Raw genomic sequence first — 16,372 nt, forward strand, 5'->3', positions numbered from 1 at the left:
CCGCCCGTTTGCACAGCCATAAATACGCGTAAATTCGCGTTAAACAGACTTGCCCGCCCGCAGGAGGCGCCATTAACATGGCGCGGCAGTTTTGCTGCATTTGTTAAAAAACAACCCACAGGAGTGAATACATGAAAGCAAAATCCCTCGCAGCCCTTGCCGCCGCACTCGTTATCGCCGCCTGCGCCTCTCCCGAAGGCGCACGCCCCGATTCTGCCGGCAGCGCGCCCGAACAAAACGGCGCCGGTGCACGTTTCAGCTGCGAAAACGGCCTCTCCGTACAGGTACGCAGCCTGAGCAACAGCCAAATCGAATTGCGCCTCGACGACAAACAGGCCGTCCTTAATTCCGCCGTCGCCGCCTCGGGCGAACGCTACACCGCCACCGAAGGTCTGTTCGGCAAAGGCGCGGAATGGCATCAGAAAGGCGGCGAAGCCTACTTCGAATTCACCGATCCCTACGGCAACAAAGTCAACACCACCTGCCGCTCGTAACGGCACATTTTCAGACGGCCTGACAGACAAAAAGGCAGTCTGAAAACAAACAAAAGCCCGGTTTTGCAGAAAACCGGGCTTTTTTTATTGCGGCAGAAAAAGGCCGTCTGAAAGCACGGTTTCGGCGTGGTTAAACCACCGTCTGCCCGTTTTATTTCGTTGAAACCATGCTTTCAGACGGCCTTATTCCTTTTTGCCGATTGCTTATGCCTTTCAAAAGAAAAAGAATATTCCGAAAAATTCTTAGCCGCCCGTTTGGCAGGGAACTATGATGGCCGCCGTTGCAAACCAAAAAAAGGAAGAAACCCCATGCCCCACGCCACAAACATCCTCTTCACCGTATCCGACAGCACGCCGCTCTCAGAACTTTACCGCCGCCTGAGCCAAGGCATCGACATTATCGAAGCGCATACCGCCTTTGCCCACAAGCGGGCTCTGCCGACAGTGCGCCAGGCCATCAGCCATCTGCGCCGTTTCGTTGCCGGCGAATTGGGCACCGACGAAGGCGCGAAGCTGTGGTTTAAAAAACTCACCAAGCTCGCCGAAGAAGTGGGCGACATGACGCCCGCGCAGTCTGCCTACATCCTCGCCGCCGCCGAAGTGGCGCACGCCGCCTCGCATATGGGGCATGTGAACATGGCGCTCAGCCGCGGCGGCCGCACCCGCGCCGATGCCGAATATGTGAAGCTGCAAACCGCCTACGTTAATTTTGCCTTCAAGGGCGTCGATGAATTTCTGGTGCTGGCCGACAGCAGCCTGAAACCGAATTTTGCTTTTAACGATGAAGCCGTGGCAGCCTGAACGCCGCCGCACAAGGAGAATCCCATGAGTGCCTTACCGCTGGAAACCCCCTTTGAAGCCGAAACCGAGCGCTTCACCCCTTATTCCTATGCCGCCATCGTGCCGCAACGGGGCGAAACTTACGCAGAGCAGGCCGCCGACATCGCCGAACAAATCCGCCGCCAGTTCAAAGGCAGCGGCCGCAAAATCGTGCGCCAAACCGTTTTTCTGCGCGATGCCGATCGTTTGGACGAAACCGCCGCGCTGTTTGCCGACGCTTTCGGCGAGAGCCTGCCGCTGACCGCCTACGTTGCCCAAGCGCCCGCCGACGGCAGCCTGCTCACCACCGAGATCGCCGCCGTTTCCGTGGCCGATGCCCAAGTGCGCCGCATCAGCCCGCAGCTCACCACCGTATCCCACAACGGCATCACCTTCGTCCACACCCACGCCGACGCCTTCCAAAACGGCCGCGCCCCGCGCGAAAATTCTTATGCCGACACCCGCGCCGTGCTCGAAGAAAACCTTGCCCTGCTCAAACAAGGCGGCGCCCGTCTCGACCAAGTATTCCGCACCTGGTTCTACATGGGCAGCATCGTCGCCCCCGACAGCCGCGCGCCCGACGGCATCCAGCGCTACAAAGAACTCAACCGCGCCCGCACCGACGTCTTCGGCGACACCCGTTTCCTTGAAAGCAGCCTGAAAATCCAACCCGCTTTCGACGTTTACCCCGCCTCCACCGGCATCGGCATGGGCGGCGAAGACATCGCCTTGGGCACCACCGCCATCCTGACCGAGCGCCGCGACGTTTACACTCTGCCGCTGGAAAACCCGCGCCAAACCCCCGCTTTCGACTACGCCCGCCACTACAGCCCCGAAAGCCCCAAATTCGCCCGCGCCATGGCCGTTATCTACGACGACACCGCCGACGTTTACATCTCCGGCACCGCCTCCATCACCGCCTCCGAAACCCAGCACATCGGCAACACCGCCAAGCAGACCGAAGAAACCCTGCTCAACATCGCCACCCTGATCAGCGCCGACAACTTCGCCGCCTCCGGCTTCCCCGGCTACGGCGCCACCTTGGGCGAACTCGCCTCCGTGCGCGCCTACGTCAAACACGCCGCCGACTATCAAACCGTCCGCGCCGTGTGCGAGCGCCAACTCCCCGGCGTACCCGTGGTTTACACCATCGGCGACGTCTGCCGCGACGATTTGCTGGTCGAACTCGAAGCCGTCGCCCACATCCGCAAGGCCGTCTGAAAAAGCAGCCTGAAAAAGCCAAAGACAGCCTGAAAAGGCTTTCAGGCTGCCTGATGGCTTAAAACAGTATCTGCCACAGGCAAAACACCGGCAGCCGTTTGCACCCTCTCCCGCTTGCGGGGGAGGGCCGGGGTGGGGGCGCTTGGCATTGCAGCCATATCTGCTACCGCATTTCTGCGAAATGCCACCCCCTCCCCAACCCTCCCCCGCGCAAGCGCAGGGGAGGGAGAAAACGGCAGCCGCTTGTCCCGCGAAACGCCGCCGACGTTTTCAGGCTGTCTTCGCCCCATTACCAAAAAAGGAACCCGAAACATGACCCGCCTTTACGACATCCCCGACTACACCCTCGACGAACTCTATGACTACTACAACCGCGTGATCGACCACGCCGAAAGTCTCAAGCCCGCCATCCACCCGCGCACCCGCTTCCAAGTCGAAAACGCCCTGGCCGACTACCGCAAATTCGGCACCGGCGAATTGGACATCGACTTGGGCACCAAACGCTGGTTCCGCGTCATGTCCCACCTGGTCGAAGAAGTCGGCGATCTCGACGAAGGCCAAACCGCCTACATCCTCGCCCTCGCCGAAATCGGCCACGCCGCCGCCCACCTCGGCCACCTCAACACCGCCCTCAGCCGCGGCGGCCGCACCGAAGCCGACGTCAAATACGAAGCCCTCAACCGCGCCTACGTCGGCTTCGGCTTCAAATGCGCCGAAACCTATCTGGATTTGGTACCGCCGCCGTCGGCCGACTCCGCCGCAGCGGCGGCAGGCAGAACATTCGGCGTAAGGGCGCTTGGGGCCGTCTGAAAGCGGGGTACGAACGAAACCGAAACCTTTTCAGACGGCCTTTTCCTGAGGTCGTCTGAAAGGCAGACTGGAAAGGGATTTGGCAGTAGGTTGGGCATTTATGCCCGACATTGCAGGCGGTGGGTTGTCGGGCATAAATGCCCGACCTACGCGGCTTCGGTTTCAGGCTGCCTTTGATGCCGTCTGAAAGAATGGAATCGGGCGTTTCAGGCTGCCTGAAACGGTGTGCGCGGCAGAGCTACACGCCCTACCTATGCGGACTACGCTCGCTTACTTTGGATTTGACAGCCCAGTCTGCATTGTTTTTCATTTTATGAATTAGGTTGAAACCTATCGCTTTCAATATATTTGCTTACAGGAATGTTGATTTTAATCCCGCAATCATCAATTAAATAACTTATTATTCCCCAAAAATTTGTTTCTTCCGCCGCTGGTTTGTCAAATAAACTTATTTTTTCAACTAATGAAGAAGATACCTCTCTGATCATTTCTAAAAAAATTTCCCTATTTGCCTTTAATAAAAATATTCCTGACATAAAAAGCGAATAAGATTTTAGAAAGTAAGGTAATGAGTTGTTTGTATATATAAAATCACTATCGGAAAAATGTTTTTCTTTATTTTGAAACAATACGACACACCCTTTTTCATCTGTCAGGAAATACCCGGCCCAACATTTTCCAAATAAAGAATAATCCAAGTTATTTATAGTCAAACAAAACAAAAAATATCCAACAAAGCCTGCTCAAAAGACAAACAGCCGGACATCACTTTTCTCAGATGCCGTTTGATATTCGCCCACACCTTTTCTATCGGGTTCAACTCAGGCGAATATGGCGGCAGCGGCAGAATGATATGTCCTGCCCTCTGCGCCATTTCACGCAGTACCGCCATCCTGTGAAAACGGGCGTTATCCATAATAATGACCGAAGGCTCTTTAAGTTCCTTCAACAGAAACTGCCCAAACCACGCTTCAAACAAGCTGCTGTCCATTGTGCCTTTGTAAACCATCGGCGCAATCAGTTTCCCATCCGCACGGGCGGCAACCAATGACATTCTTTCATAGCGCTTGCCGGAAATCCGCGCTTTGACAATCTGTCCCCTCAAGGCATAGGCATACGGGCGGTAATAGAAAGTATCAAAACCCGTTTCATCCAAGTAAACCTTTGGCATTTCCGAATATTGTTCCAGCTGTTTTCGGTAGGCGGTTACTTTTTGGAGGTCTTGTTCTTTGTAGACGGTTGTCTTTTTTACGCGTGATCTTGAGTGTTTTGAGCAGGTAGCCGACATTGGATGCGGTGCAGCCCAAGTGCTGTGCTGTTTCGTATTGATAGGCATCGGGATGTTCTGCCACATAGCGGCGCAGTTCTTCTTTGTCGATACGTTCCGAATTGCCGCCTTTGGTGCGGTGTTGCAGCGAACCTGTTTCCTTTTTGAGGGCAATCCATTGGTAAAGGGTTCGGTTGGTAATGCGGAAGGTGCGTGCGGTTTGGCTGATGTTGCCGTGCTGTTCGTAGTGGTCTAATGCTTTTTGACGGAAATCGATGGAGTAAGCCATAAAACGGGAACGGGTAAGGTGTGGAGTTAAGGGAGAGAATTATATACTTTTTGTTTTGGTTAACTATAAATCCCGTTCAAACCGCAAACCTCCACCCAGCCCTCCCGCAAGCAAAAGAGGGAACAGGTTTCAGACGGCCTCAACAGCGGCTTCAAGCCGTCAGAGGCCGTCTGAACGCCTCCGACTCTTCTCACTCCCTACACCCGCCCCGTTTTCCGTTGAAGCGCCTCTGTTTTTTCCGTACAATCCGCGCCTTTCCAACACCCCGTCAGGCCGTCTGAAAGCGGCCTGATATTTTTGATTTTAAAGAACCATGTCCGAAATCCTCGATCAAGTCCGCCGCCGCCGCACCTTTGCCATCATTTCCCACCCCGACGCGGGTAAAACCACGCTGACCGAAAAGCTCTTGCTGTTTTCGGGCGCCATCCAAAGCGCGGGCACGGTAAAAGGCAAGAAAACCGGCAAATTCGCCACGTCCGACTGGATGGAAATCGAGAAGCAGCGCGGCATTTCCGTGGCGTCGTCGGTGATGCAGTTTGACTACAAAGACCACACTGTCAACCTGTTGGACACGCCCGGCCACCAAGACTTCTCGGAAGACACCTACCGCGTGCTCACTGCCGTGGACAGCGCGCTGATGGTGATCGACGCCGCCAAAGGCGTGGAAGCGCAGACCATCAAACTGCTCAACGTCTGCCGCCTGCGCAACACGCCCATCGTTACCTTTATGAACAAATACGACCGCGAAGTGCGCGATTCGCTGGAATTGCTCGACGAAGTGGAAAACATTCTGAAAATCCGTTGTGCGCCCGTAACTTGGCCGATCGGCATGGGCAAAAACTTCAAGGGCGTGTACCACATTCTCAACGACGAAGTGTATCTGTTTGACGCGGGCGGCGAGCGTCTGCCGCACGAGTTTGACGTGATTAAAGGCATCGACAATCCCGAGCTGGCACAGCGTTTTCCGCTGGAAATCCAGCAGCTGCGCGATGAAATCGAGCTGGTGCAGGCGGCATCGAACGAGTTTGATTTGGATGAATTTTTGGCGGGCGAACTCACGCCCGTGTTCTTCGGTTCGGCGATTAACAACTTCGGTATTCAGGAAATCCTCAATTCATTGATTGACTGGGCGCCCGCGCCGAAACCGCGCGATGCGACCGTGCGCATGGTCGAGCCGGACGAGCCGAAATTTTCCGGATTTATCTTTAAAATCCAAGCCAATATGGATCCGAAACACCGCGACCGCATCGCCTTTTTGCGCGTCTGCTCGGGCAAATTCGAGCGCGGCATGAAGATGAAGCATCTGCGTATCAACCGCGACATCGCCGCCAGCAGCGTGGTAACGTTTATGTCGCACGACCGCGAGCTGGTGGAAGAAGCCTACGCGGGCGACATCATCGGTATTCCCAACCACGGCAATATCCAAATCGGCGACAGTTTTTCCGAAGGCGAAGTGCTGGCATTTACCGGCATTCCGTTTTTCGCGCCCGAACTGTTCCGCAGCGTGCGCATCAAAAACCCGCTGAAAATCAAACAACTGCAAAAAGGCTTGCAGCAGCTGGGCGAAGAAGGCGCGGTGCAGGTGTTCAAGCCGATGAGCGGCGCGGATTTGATTTTGGGCGCGGTCGGCGTGTTGCAGTTTGAAGTCGTAACCTCGCGGCTGGCGAACGAATACGGCGTGGAAGCGGTGTTTGACAACGCGTCCATCTGGTCGGCGCGCTGGGTGTCGTGCGACGACAAGAAAAAGCTCGCCGAGTTTGAAAAAGCCAACGCCGGCAACCTTGCCATCGACGCAGGCGGCAATCTTGCCTACCTCGCCCCCAACCGCGTAAACCTGAACCTAACGCAGGAACGCTGGCCGGACATCGTGTTCCACGAAACGCGCGAGCATTCGGTGAAGCTGTAAAGCGCTGCGCCGACACAGAGGCCGTCTGAAAACCCTGTTTTGACAGGTTTCAGACGGCCTTTGCTTGATTTCTGCGGCCAAACGGCCCATATTGCGCCCGTCTTTACTTTTCACGCCAAGCAAGCCATGAGCCACACCGTCCGCCTGACATTCGACGACATCGACAACACCGTCCTGCAACGCCTCGCCGGCCCCTTCGACGCCAACCTTGCCGCGCTGGGCAAGGCTTTGGACATCCAAATCACCCGCCGCTTCGCCGACTTCACCTTTATCGGCGGCCTCGCCCATGCCGGACGCCGCGCCCTCGTCGCCCTTGCCGACACCGCCGAAATCCGCGACCTCGAAGACAACGACATCAGCCTGGCCGCCGTCGAAGCCAAAACCGCCGACGCCGCCCACGAAGAAAAAAACGACGGCAAACAGTATTACCTGCAAACCAAGCGCGGCAGCATCGGCGGGCGCACGCCGCGGCAAAACGGCTACATCCGCGCCCTTCTGAACCACGACATCGTCTTCGGCCTCGGCCCGGCGGGCACGGGCAAAACCTATCTCGCCGTGGCCGCTGCCGCCGACGCGATGGAAAAACACCAAATCGAGCGCATCATCCTCGTGCGCCCCGCCGTCGAAGCGGGCGAAAAACTCGGTTTCCTGCCCGGCGACCTCACGCAGAAAGTCGACCCCTATCTGCGCCCGCTCTACGACGCCCTTTACGATTTGATGGGCTTCGACCGCGTCACCAAGCTCTTGGAAAAAGGCCTGATTGAAATCGCCCCGCTGGCCTATATGCGCGGCCGCACCCTCAACAGCGCCTACGTCATTCTCGACGAAGCGCAGAACACCACGCCCGAGCAGATGAAGATGTTCCTCACCCGCATCGGCTTCGGCACGAAAGCGGTCATCACCGGCGACACCAGTCAGATCGACCTGCCGAAAAATATCAAATCCGGCCTGAAAGACGCGCGCGAAAAACTGCGCGGCATTGAAGGGCTGTATTTCCACACCTTCACCAGCGAAGACGTTGTCCGCCACCCGCTCGTGCAGAAAATCGTCGAAGCCTACGAAGCGGCCGACGAGCGCGGACAAGAGGCCGTCTGAAAAGCCCGAAGGCCGTCTGAAAGCCTTTCAGACGGCCTCCGATGCCAAGTCTGCAAAAGGAAACCCGCCGTGAACACCATACAAGGCGATTTGATCGCCCTCGCGTTGGCCGGACGCTTCGACCTTATCGTCCACGGCTGCAACTGCCGCCACGCGATGGACGCGGGTATCGCCAAACAAATCAAGGCCGCCTTTCCCGAAGCCTACGCCGCCGACCTCGCCACGCCCAAAAGCGCGGGCAAACTCGGCACCATCAGCACCGCCGCCGTCGAACGCGGCGGCGTGCGTTTCATCATCGCCAACGCCTACACCCAAGACCACTGGCAGGGCGCGGGCGTGCTGGCCGACTATGCCGCCATCCGCGCCGCCTTCGCCGAAATCGCACGCCGCTATCCCGACAAGCGCATCGCCTACCCGAAAATCGGCGCCGGACTGGCCAAAGGCGACTGGCAGGCCATCGCCGCCATCATTGACGAAGAGTTGGCAGGCTGCGGCCACACCCTCGTCGAATATGCTCCTAGGGGCTGTTGACATTTGGTTTGCGAAGCGGATTTTGCGCCATAAAACAGCATCTGCCGCGTTGCAAATCCTCACAAGGTGTCCAACCTTGCTGCGGTTTGCGCCTTGCATCTGCCGCTTTCTGACGCAAAATCCGCTTCGCAAACCAATTGTCAACAGCCCCTAAGACCGTCTGCAACGTTTTCAGACGGCCTTTGCCCCCAAGCCGCAAACAGAGTACATTTACGCCTGTTTACCCTCTCTTAACGGAACACGCCATCATGGACAAATTCACCAAATCCGCCAAACTCGACCACGTCTGCTACGACATCCGCGGCCCCGTGCACAAAAAAGCCCTCCAACTCGAAGAAGACGGCCACCAAATCCTCAAACTCAACATCGGCAACCCCGCCCCCTTCGGCTTTGAAGCGCCCGACGAAATCCTTGTCGACGTTATCCGCAACCTGCCCACCTCGCAGGGCTATTGCGACTCCAAAGGGCTTTATTCCGCCCGCAAAGCCATCGTCCACTATTACCAGACCAAGGGCCTGCGTGACGTCACCGTCGACGACGTCTACATCGGCAACGGCGTGTCCGAACTCATCACCATGTCCATGCAGGCGCTGTTGAACGACGGCGACGAAATCCTCATCCCCGCACCCGACTATCCCTTGTGGACGGCCGCCGCCACCCTCGCCGGCGGCACCGTGCGCCATTACCTGTGCGACGAAGAGCGCGACTGGTTTCCCAACCTCGCCGACATCGAAGCCAAAATCAACGCCCGCACCAAAGCCATCGTTATCATCAACCCCAACAACCCCACCGGCGCGGTGTACAGCAAAGAAATCCTGCTCGAAATCGCCGAACTCGCCCGCCGCCACGGCCTGATTATCTTCGCCGACGAAATCTACGACAAAATCCTCTACGACGGTGCCGAACACCACCACATCGCCGCCCTGGCGCCCGATTTGCTCACCGTCACCTTCAACGGCCTCTCCAAATCCTACCGCGTGGCCGGATTCCGCCAGGGCTGGATGCTGCTCAACGGCCCCAAGCAGCACGCCAAAGGCTACATCGAAGGGCTGGACATGCTCGCCTCCATGCGCCTGTGCGCCACCACCCCCATGCAGCACGCCATTCAGACGGCCTTGGGCGGCTACCAGAGCATTAACGAGCTGATTCTGCCCGGCGGCCGCCTGCTCGAACAGCGCGACAAAGCCTGGGAAATGGTGACGCAGATACCCGGCATCAGCTGCATCAAACCGCAGGGCGCGCTGTATATGTTCCCGAAAATCGACACCGAAATGTACGGCATCACCGACGACATGAAATTCGTCTACGACTTTCTCGTGCAGGAAAAAGTGCTGCTGGTACACGGCACGGGCTTCAACTGGATCAAACCCGACCACTTCCGCATTGTCACCCTGCCGCACGTCTACCAAATCGAAGAAGCGATGGAGCGGCTGGCGCGTTTCCTGAAACACTACCGGCAGTAAACGCGCCAAACGTTCCGAGGCCGTCTGAAAGCGGCAAACGCCTTTTCAGACGGCCTCCTGCTTCTCGCTCCGCTACTCTATACAGGCCGTCTGAAAACAGGCCGTCTGAAACGCCAAAACCAAGGAAGAACCCACCATGCAACAAAAAGCCCGTTTCCAAATCGAAGGCATGAACTGCCAGGCCTGTGCTTCGCGCATTGAAAAGGTATTGAACAAAAAAGACTTTGTCGAATCGGCAGGCGTGAATTTTGCCGGCGAAGAGGCGCAGGTGGTGTTTGACGACAGCCGCGTGTCCGCCGCCGAGATTGCCGCGATTATCGATAAGGCGGGTTTCCGTGCGGTGGAAAAAACCGAGGCGGTCATGCCGCAGGATGTGCCGGTACGTATCGGCTGGCGGCTGGCTTTGCTGCTGGCGGTGAATATCCCGTTTCTCATCGGCATGGCGGGCATGATGGCGGGGCGGCATGATTGGATGCTGCCGCCTGTGTGGCAGTTTGCGCTGGCCAGCGTGGTGCAGCTTTGGCTGGCCGTGCCGTTTTACAAAAGCGCGTGGGCGAGCATACGCGGCGGGCTGGCGAATATGGATGTGTTGGTAACCATTGGCACGCTGTCGATTTACCTTTACTCGGCCTATATGCTGTTTTTCGGTGCACACGCAGCACACGGCGCGCATGTGTATTTTGAAGCGGGCGTGATGGTGGTGGGCTTTGTGTCGCTGGGCAAATTTTTGGAGCAGCGCACGAAAAAATCCAGCCTCAACAGCCTGGGTTTGCTTATCAAACTCACGCCCGCGCAGGTCAGCGTGATGCGCGGCGGCGCGTGGGTTGCGCTGCCGGCCGACCAAATCGCCGTCGGCGACCTGATACGCGCCAACCACGGCGAGCGCATCGCCGCAGACGGCATCGTCGAGAGCGGCAGCGGCTGGGCAGACGAGAGCCATCTCACCGGCGAATCGCGCCCCGAAGTCAAACAGGCGGGCAGCAAAGTGTTGGCCGGTGCGCTGATGAGCGACGGCAGCATCACCTACCGCGCCGCCAAACTCGGCAGCGCCACGCTGTTGGGCGACATGATGAACGCGCTCTCCGAAGCGCAGGGCAGCAAAGCACCAATTGCACGCGTGGCCGATAAAGCGGCGGCGGTGTTTGTGCCCGCCGTGGCGGGCGTGTCTCTGCTGACTTTTGTTTTGAACTGGGTTTTCAGCGGCGATTGGACGATTGCCCTGATGCGCGCCGTGGCCGTGCTCGTGATTGCCTGCCCGTGCGCGCTCGGCCTCGCCACGCCAGCCGCGATTATGGTGGGCATGGGCAAAGCGGCGCGGCACGGCATCTGGTTTAAAGACGCGGCCGCGATGGAAACCGCCGCCCGCGTCGATACCGTGGTGCTCGACAAAACGGGCACGCTCACCGAAGGCCGCCCGCGCGTGGCAGCCGTATGGCTGGCCGACGCAGACAGCGTTGACGAAAACGGCCTCTACCGCCTCGCCGCCGCCATCGAACAAAACGCCGCCCATCCGCTTGCCGCCGCCATCGTAGCCGCCGCACGCAAACGCGGCATCGACATTCCGCCGTCTGAAAACGCGCACACCGCCGTCGGCGCAGGCATCAGCGCGTATGTTGACGGCGCAGAAGTCAAAGCAGGCCAAGCCGGTTTTGCAGGCGTCGAACTGCCCGACTCCCTCTTTTCAGACGGCCTATGGCGCAGCGCAAGCATTGTCGCCGTATCAGTTGGCGGCAAACCCGCAGGCGCGTTTGCACTCTCCGACACGCTCAAAGCCGATGCCGCCGAAGCCGTAGGCCGTCTGAAAGCGCGCGGCATCCGCGTGCTCGTACTCAGCGGCGACAAGCAGGCCGCTGTTGACGACATCGCGGCGCAACTGGGCATCGCCGAAGCACGCGGCGGCATGACCCCGCGCGGCAAAGCCGCCGAAATCGAACGGCTCAAAGCCGAAGGCCGCACCGTGGCGATGGTGGGCGACGGCATCAACGATGCCCCCGCGCTGGCCGCCGCCCATGTCAGCTTCGCCGTGAAAGGCGGCGCGGACATCGCCGAACACAGCGCATCGGCCACGCTGATGCAGCACTCGGTCAACCGCCTCGCCGACGCGCTTTTCATCTCGCAGGCCACGCTGAAAAACATCCGGCAAAACCTGTTTTTCGCCTTTTTCTACAACACCTTGGGCATCCCGCTGGCCGCGCTGGGCTACCTCAGCCCCGTGATTGCGGGCGCAGCGATGGCCGCCAGCTCGATTTCCGTACTCGGCAACGCGCTGCGTTTGAAAAAAGTGAAGATTGGTTGAAAAGGGCATGAGGCCGTCTGAAAACAGAAAGAAACCCATGTCTAAACCGCAAAACCTGTTCCCCCTGATACTCGCTCTTGCGCTGGCCGCGCTGATGGTGTGGTCGGGCATTGCCCCGCTCGACCGCGCCGTGTGGTATGCCGAGATTATTCCTGTGTCGGCCGTGTTTTTCGCGCTGGTGCTGACGCACCGCCGCTTCCGTTTCAGCAACGCGGCGTATTTGCTGATGAGCCTGTGGCTGTTTATGCACACCGTCGGCGCGCACTATACCTTTGCCGCCGTACCCTTCGACGCCGCCAACCGCCTGCTTGCGCCGCTGTTGGGCGAGGGGCGCAACCATTTCGACCGCGTCAGCCACTACATCATCGGCTTCTACGCCTTTGCAATGGCCGAATGGCTGCTGCGCCGCCGCCTTGCGGGCTTGCCGCTGGCGTTGTTTTTCTCGCTGTTTTTTATCATGAGCATGGCGGCGGCCTATGAAATCATCGAATGGCAGTATGCCGTTATCGAAGGCGGGCAGGCGGGCATCGAAGTGCTCGGCTCGCAGGGCGATATTTGGGACGCACAAAAAGACATGCTGGCCGACACGCTCGGGGCGCTGACTTCGCTGGTGCTGTTTTTGCTGCTGCGGCCGGACAGGCGGGCAGAGGCCGTCTGAAACCGAAAACAAGGCGGCAGCGGAGTGCAACCCCGTTTCCCGCCTGCATCACAATCTACACGGAAACAAAAAAGCCTGCGGTGCTGCCGCAGGCTTTTTTTCGTTTGCGTTTATTCGCTTTCGCGTTCGGCGCGCAGCAGCACCTTGCCGCGTCTGCCCGTGAGCGTAAGCGTGTTGCCTTTGACGCGGTAGGCCGCGCCGCGTTCGAGGATTTGCGCGATGGCCGCTTCGTGTGCCATCGCGTCGCCTTCGCAGGCTTTCAGGGTGGAGGCGGCGGCTTGGGCTTTCAGACGGCCTTTTGTGACGCGGTAGGCGGCGTTGAGGGTGTTGCAGCCGGCGCTTGCGTGCAGGCGGTGTTCGGCGGCATCGAACTCGATAAAGGCGCCGTCTGTGGGTTTGCCTGCGGCTTCGAGTATCTGCCAGCGGCCGTCGGGCTGTGCGGCCGATGCGGCGGCGGCAGAGAGGGCGAGCAGGGCGGCGAGGGCGGTTTTTTTCATGATGCTTCCTTTGCAGTTGGTGGAAAAAAGGGTTTCAGACGGCCTGTGGCGTGTCGGGCATTCAGGCGCGGTTGTCGGGGTCGAGGGCGGCTGTGGCCAGGCGCAGCCACTGCCAGGCGATGCGGTAATGGTCGCCGAAGGCGTTAAAGAGCGCGTCTTCGCTCAATACGCTGTATTCGCCCTGCGTGTGCAGCGAGACGGGCAGGCCGTCTGAAACCGCGTTGCAGTAGGGCATGTATTCGGTTGCGTAAAAACGGTCGAGTTCGGCCATGATGTCTGCCGCCTGCCGCCATTGCGCCTGCGCATCTTCCAGCGCGGGCAGCAGATCGAGCCAGCGGCGGTAGAGGGCTTGGATTTCATCGATGCGCCGCTGCGCCTGTTCGGGGGTGATGTTCATGTTTTTTCCTTTCTCGTATTTTTATATAGTGAGCCAAAATAAAAAAGATACAAGGCAGCGAGCCGAAGACATTACAAGTAGTACGGCAAGGCGAGCTAACGCCGTATATTTTTTATTTGGGCTCACTATAGTGAAGCAAAATAAAAAAACTACGGCGTTGCTGCTTCACAAAAAGCATTGCAGCAAATCGTTGAGAAACAGCCTGCCTTGCGCGGTGGGACGGAACACGGTGGGGTCGTTTTCGAGCAGGCCTTTGCGGCGGGCGGTTTCGATTTGCGCCATGATGCGGGCGGAGCTGATGCCGGTGCGCTCCTGCAACAGGGCGGCGGGTACGCCTTCGGCGAGGCGCAGGGCGTTCATCATGAATTCGAAGGGCAAATCGTCGGCGGACACGGTTTTGCGTTCGATGCCGTCTGAAGGGTTGCGCTGCATGGCGGCGAGGTAGTCGTTGGGGTGGCGGCGGCGCACGGTGCGCTCGATGCGGTCGGGAAACGAGATTTTGCCGTGCGCGCCCGCACCGATGCCGATGTAGTCGCCAAACTGCCAATAGTTCAGGTTGTGGCGGCACTGCATTTGCGGGCGGGCGAAGGCGGAGGTTTCGTAGTGGAGGAAACCCGCGCCGCCGAGCGCGCCGTGTACCGCGTCTTCGATGTCGAGCGCGGCTTCGTCTTGCGGCAGGCCTCTGGGCGGCGTATGGCCGAAGGGCGTGTTCGGCTCCATCGTTAAGTGATACGCGCTGATGTGGCCTGCGCCGGTGGCGATGGCTGTGTTGACGTCGTTTAAGGCCGTCTGAACGGTTTGTCCGGGCAGGGCGTACATTAAGTCGATGTTGACTTTTTCAAACAGTTTCAAAGCGGTATCGATGGCGCGCAGGGCTTCGCCGCCGTTGTGTACGCGCCCGAGCCGCCCGAGCATGGTGTCGTTGAAACTCTGCACGCCGATGGAAAGCCGCGTGATGCCCGCGTCTTTGAAGCCTTTGAATTTTTCGATTTCAAACGTGCCCGGGTTGGCTTCGAGCGTGATTTCCGCTTCGGGCTGCAAACGAAGCAGCGAGCGCAAGCCGCTCAACAGGCGGTCGATGGAGGCCGCCTGAAACAGGCTGGGCGTGCCGCCGCCGAAAAATATGGTTTCCACCGGCCGCCCCCAGATATTGGGCAATTCGGTCTGCAAATCGGCCAAGAGCGCGTCGATATAGGCTTCTTCGGGCAGGCCGTTTTTCAGGCTGTGGGAATTGAAGTCGCAATACGGGCATTTTTTGATGCACCACGGGATATGGATGTAGAGCGACAGGGGCGGCAGGGCGGCGAGATGGCCGGGTTTTTGGAAGGTGATTTGGGTCATGACGATAAAAAATCTTCGATGTCTTGTTCGGACAATTTGGAGTTACAGACGGCCGAAACGCCGTCTGAAACGATTTTTACCAGCGCGGGTACGGTTTTGATGCCGTGTTGCGCGCGGAAAGCCGCCCATGCGGCTTTGTCGCTGCTGTCGGCGAAGCGCACGGCTGCGCCGGTTTTTTCGGCGGCGGCTTTGAGTTTCGGCGCGAAGAGGCGGCAATAGGAACAGCTTGCTTTGGCGAGGAAAACCACGGCGGTGTGTTGGTGCGCGGTGATGTGCGCCAGCTCTTCGGGCGTGACGGGGGGAAAGGCGGCGGTGTGTCCGGCAAAGGCGGCCAAGTCGGAGGCGGTGGGTTTGGGCATGGTTTTGGGGGCGCGAGGCCGTCTGAAAGTTTGTTGGGTTTCAGACGGCCTTTGGCTTTATAAAGCGGCGATTTTGGTGAGCAGTTCGCGCAATGCTTGGGCGCGGTGACTTTCGGCGTTTTTGGTTTCGGGGGCGAGTTCGGCGGCGGTGAGGCCGTGTTCGGGCAGGTGGAAATGCGGGTCGTAGCCGAAGCCGTTGCTGCCTTTGGCTTCGGTCTGCCATTGTCCGCGCCAGATGCCTTCGGCGATAACGGGCTGCGGATCATCGGGGTGGCGAACGAAAACGAGTACGCAGACGTAGTAGCAGCTTTTGTCGGCTTTGTCTGCCAGTTCGGCGGAGAGTTTGGCGTTGTTGGCGGCATCGGATTTGGGGTTTTCGCCGGCGTATCGGGCGGACTGTACGCCGGGTGCGCCGCCGAGGACGTTGGCGCAGATGCCGCTGTCGTCGGCGAGGGCAGGCAGGCCGCTGTGGCGCGAGGCGTGGCGGGCCTTGGCGAGGGCGTTTTCGACAAAGGTGTGGTAGGGCTCGGGGCATTCGGGCGTGTCAAACTGCGATTGCGGCAGGATTTGGATGTTGTGCGCGGCAAAGAGGCGGGAAAATTCTTTGAGTTTGCCGGCGTTGCCGCTGGCGAGGACGATTTTTTCAAGCATGGCGGTCTCGGTTTTCTTGGGTTTGAACGGTGTTTTCAGACGGCCTCTGCGCCGCTTGGGCGCGGGCGTGTTCGCGGATGAAGAGGGCGAGGGAAGTGATTTGGCCGAAGGCGGCGGCAAAGGCGAAGAGGAAGCAGGCGACGGCAAACTGGCGGCTGTGTTGCGACAGCAGCCAGCCGCCCGCGCCGATAAGGGCGATAAAGAAAAGGGTGAAGGAAAGGGTGAGCAGCAGGAAGGCGCGGCGTTTGGTCATGGCGTGGTCGGGTCGGCAAAAGGCG

18 protein-coding genes and 1 pseudogene are annotated in these 16,372 nt (G+C 58.8%); 10 read left to right on the top strand and 9 right to left on the bottom strand.

From position 1 onward, the window contains the following. Positions 1–131 precede the first annotated feature (131 nt). The 4 genes from ACG2K1_RS03985 to ACG2K1_RS04000 all read left to right on the top strand — a co-directional run bounded on the left by ACG2K1_RS03985 (position 132) and on the right by ACG2K1_RS04000 (position 3,344). The gene (locus ACG2K1_RS03985; protein WP_009425919.1) at positions 132–494 is read left to right on the top strand and encodes an MliC family protein; all 363 of its coding nucleotides are present in this window, start codon (positions 132–134) and stop codon (positions 492–494) included. A 309-nt stretch (positions 495–803) separates the two neighbouring features. Further along, entirely contained in the window at positions 804–1,295 is a 492-nt protein-coding gene (locus tag ACG2K1_RS03990) for a CoA biosynthesis protein CoaBC (protein WP_395429456.1), read from the top strand. Between the two features lie 24 nt (positions 1,296–1,319). Further along, positions 1,320–2,534, top strand: coding sequence for an endoribonuclease L-PSP (locus tag ACG2K1_RS03995; protein WP_395429455.1), 1,215 nt, complete (start codon positions 1,320–1,322; stop codon positions 2,532–2,534). Positions 2,535–2,846: 312 nt separating this feature from the next. Next, positions 2,847–3,344: a hypothetical protein gene (locus ACG2K1_RS04000; RefSeq protein WP_395429454.1), complete on the top strand. Its 498-nt coding sequence runs from the start codon at positions 2,847–2,849 to the stop codon at positions 3,342–3,344. Between the two features lie 311 nt (positions 3,345–3,655). On the opposite strand, the gene ACG2K1_RS04005 is transcribed toward ACG2K1_RS04000, so the two are convergent. From ACG2K1_RS04005 to ACG2K1_RS04015, 3 genes and pseudogenes are all read right to left on the bottom strand, one after another. Further along, a complete protein-coding gene (locus ACG2K1_RS04005) occupies positions 3,656–4,042 on the bottom strand; it encodes a hypothetical protein (protein WP_395429453.1) in 387 nt (128 codons plus the stop codon). A gap of 11 nt (positions 4,043–4,053) precedes the next feature. Continuing rightward, entirely contained in the window at positions 4,054–4,698 is a 645-nt protein-coding gene (locus ACG2K1_RS04010; RefSeq protein ID WP_402838814.1) for an IS630 family transposase, read from the bottom strand. Next, positions 4,613–4,900, bottom strand: a pseudogene (locus tag ACG2K1_RS04015) (IS630 transposase-related protein); the annotation flags it as partial. The pseudogene ACG2K1_RS04015 and the gene ACG2K1_RS04010, both read right to left, overlap by 86 nt. Before the next feature lie 313 nt (positions 4,901–5,213). Between ACG2K1_RS04015 and ACG2K1_RS04020 the strand changes: the two are divergent. From ACG2K1_RS04020 to ACG2K1_RS04045, 6 genes are all read left to right on the top strand, one after another. Continuing rightward, positions 5,214–6,806 (top strand): peptide chain release factor 3, encoded by a 1,593-nt coding sequence (locus ACG2K1_RS04020; RefSeq protein WP_395429355.1) that lies wholly within the window; start codon positions 5,214–5,216, stop codon positions 6,804–6,806. 126 nt (positions 6,807–6,932) lie between these two features. Beyond that, on the top strand, positions 6,933–7,901 hold the full coding sequence (locus ACG2K1_RS04025) for a PhoH family protein (RefSeq protein ID WP_036495877.1): 969 nt from the start codon (positions 6,933–6,935) through the stop codon (positions 7,899–7,901). 69 nt (positions 7,902–7,970) lie between these two features. After that, positions 7,971–8,432, top strand: a complete 462-nt coding sequence (locus ACG2K1_RS04030; protein ID WP_009425777.1) for a macro domain-containing protein — start codon at positions 7,971–7,973, stop codon at positions 8,430–8,432. 248 nt (positions 8,433–8,680) lie between these two features. Next, positions 8,681–9,895: a pyridoxal phosphate-dependent aminotransferase gene (locus ACG2K1_RS04035; RefSeq protein ID WP_395429356.1), complete on the top strand. Its 1,215-nt coding sequence runs from the start codon at positions 8,681–8,683 to the stop codon at positions 9,893–9,895. A 136-nt stretch (positions 9,896–10,031) separates the two neighbouring features. Continuing rightward, positions 10,032–12,191, top strand: coding sequence for a heavy metal translocating P-type ATPase (locus ACG2K1_RS04040; protein WP_395429357.1), 2,160 nt, complete (start codon positions 10,032–10,034; stop codon positions 12,189–12,191). Positions 12,192–12,228: 37 nt separating this feature from the next. Further along, positions 12,229–12,849, top strand: coding sequence for a DUF2238 domain-containing protein (locus ACG2K1_RS04045; RefSeq protein WP_036495849.1), 621 nt, complete (start codon positions 12,229–12,231; stop codon positions 12,847–12,849). Between the two features lie 110 nt (positions 12,850–12,959). Here ACG2K1_RS04045 and ACG2K1_RS04050 read toward each other — a convergent pair whose 3' ends face one another. The 6 genes from ACG2K1_RS04050 to ACG2K1_RS04075 all read right to left on the bottom strand — a co-directional run bounded on the left by ACG2K1_RS04050 (position 12,960) and on the right by ACG2K1_RS04075 (position 16,347). Beyond that, positions 12,960–13,346 carry an META domain-containing protein gene (locus tag ACG2K1_RS04050; protein WP_009425782.1) on the bottom strand — a complete coding sequence of 129 codons (387 nt, stop codon included), beginning with the start codon at positions 13,344–13,346 and terminating at the stop codon, positions 12,960–12,962. Positions 13,347–13,407: 61 nt separating this feature from the next. Next, positions 13,408–13,743 carry a DUF4298 domain-containing protein gene (locus ACG2K1_RS04055; protein WP_009425783.1) on the bottom strand — a complete coding sequence of 112 codons (336 nt, stop codon included), beginning with the start codon at positions 13,741–13,743 and terminating at the stop codon, positions 13,408–13,410. Positions 13,744–13,908: 165 nt separating this feature from the next. Continuing rightward, a complete protein-coding gene (hemW, locus tag ACG2K1_RS04060; protein ID WP_009425784.1) occupies positions 13,909–15,084 on the bottom strand; it encodes a radical SAM family heme chaperone HemW in 1,176 nt (391 codons plus the stop codon). Further along, the gene (gene traF / locus ACG2K1_RS04065) at positions 15,081–15,443 is read right to left on the bottom strand and encodes a conjugal transfer protein TraF (protein WP_395429358.1); all 363 of its coding nucleotides are present in this window, start codon (positions 15,441–15,443) and stop codon (positions 15,081–15,083) included. Before traF ends, hemW begins: the two co-directional genes overlap by 4 nt. A gap of 57 nt (positions 15,444–15,500) precedes the next feature. Then, positions 15,501–16,094 (bottom strand): RdgB/HAM1 family non-canonical purine NTP pyrophosphatase, encoded by a 594-nt coding sequence (gene rdgB, locus ACG2K1_RS04070; RefSeq protein WP_009425786.1) that lies wholly within the window; start codon positions 16,092–16,094, stop codon positions 15,501–15,503. Continuing rightward, positions 16,087–16,347 (bottom strand): NGO_0222 family membrane protein, encoded by a 261-nt coding sequence (locus ACG2K1_RS04075; protein ID WP_009425787.1) that lies wholly within the window; start codon positions 16,345–16,347, stop codon positions 16,087–16,089. The genes rdgB and ACG2K1_RS04075 overlap by 8 nt, the downstream gene beginning before the upstream one ends. Between the last annotated feature and the right edge of the window lie 25 nt (positions 16,348–16,372).

It is taken from the genome of Neisseria sp. 23W00296, from assembly GCF_044772855.1.
Classification (GTDB): domain Bacteria; phylum Pseudomonadota; class Gammaproteobacteria; order Burkholderiales; family Neisseriaceae; genus Neisseria.

Excerpts from the sequence above, each read along its gene's own strand:
- hemW (WP_009425784.1), bottom strand. The coding sequence starts at position 15,084 with ATGACCCAAATCACCTTCCAAAAACCCGGCCATCTCGCCGCCCTGCCG.
- ACG2K1_RS04000 (WP_395429454.1), top strand. The coding sequence starts at position 2,847 with ATGACCCGCCTTTACGACATCCCCGACTACACCCTCGACGAACTCTAT.
- ACG2K1_RS03990 (WP_395429456.1), top strand. The coding sequence starts at position 804 with ATGCCCCACGCCACAAACATCCTCTTCACCGTATCCGACAGCACGCCG.
- ACG2K1_RS04075 (WP_009425787.1), bottom strand. The coding sequence starts at position 16,347 with ATGACCAAACGCCGCGCCTTCCTGCTGCTCACCCTTTCCTTCACCCTT.
- ACG2K1_RS03995 (WP_395429455.1), top strand. The coding sequence starts at position 1,320 with ATGAGTGCCTTACCGCTGGAAACCCCCTTTGAAGCCGAAACCGAGCGC.
- ACG2K1_RS04010 (WP_402838814.1), bottom strand. The coding sequence starts at position 4,698 with ATGTGGCAGAACATCCCGATGCCTATCAATACGAAACAGCACAGCACT.
- ACG2K1_RS04020 (WP_395429355.1), top strand. The coding sequence starts at position 5,214 with ATGTCCGAAATCCTCGATCAAGTCCGCCGCCGCCGCACCTTTGCCATC.
- traF (WP_395429358.1), bottom strand. The coding sequence starts at position 15,443 with ATGCCCAAACCCACCGCCTCCGACTTGGCCGCCTTTGCCGGACACACC.
- ACG2K1_RS04045 (WP_036495849.1), top strand. The coding sequence starts at position 12,229 with ATGTCTAAACCGCAAAACCTGTTCCCCCTGATACTCGCTCTTGCGCTG.
- ACG2K1_RS04055 (WP_009425783.1), bottom strand. The coding sequence starts at position 13,743 with ATGAACATCACCCCCGAACAGGCGCAGCGGCGCATCGATGAAATCCAA.
- ACG2K1_RS04025 (WP_036495877.1), top strand. The coding sequence starts at position 6,933 with ATGAGCCACACCGTCCGCCTGACATTCGACGACATCGACAACACCGTC.
- ACG2K1_RS04040 (WP_395429357.1), top strand. The coding sequence starts at position 10,032 with ATGCAACAAAAAGCCCGTTTCCAAATCGAAGGCATGAACTGCCAGGCC.
- ACG2K1_RS03985 (WP_009425919.1), top strand. The coding sequence starts at position 132 with ATGAAAGCAAAATCCCTCGCAGCCCTTGCCGCCGCACTCGTTATCGCC.
- ACG2K1_RS04035 (WP_395429356.1), top strand. The coding sequence starts at position 8,681 with ATGGACAAATTCACCAAATCCGCCAAACTCGACCACGTCTGCTACGAC.
- ACG2K1_RS04050 (WP_009425782.1), bottom strand. The coding sequence starts at position 13,346 with ATGAAAAAAACCGCCCTCGCCGCCCTGCTCGCCCTCTCTGCCGCCGCC.
- rdgB (WP_009425786.1), bottom strand. The coding sequence starts at position 16,094 with ATGCTTGAAAAAATCGTCCTCGCCAGCGGCAACGCCGGCAAACTCAAA.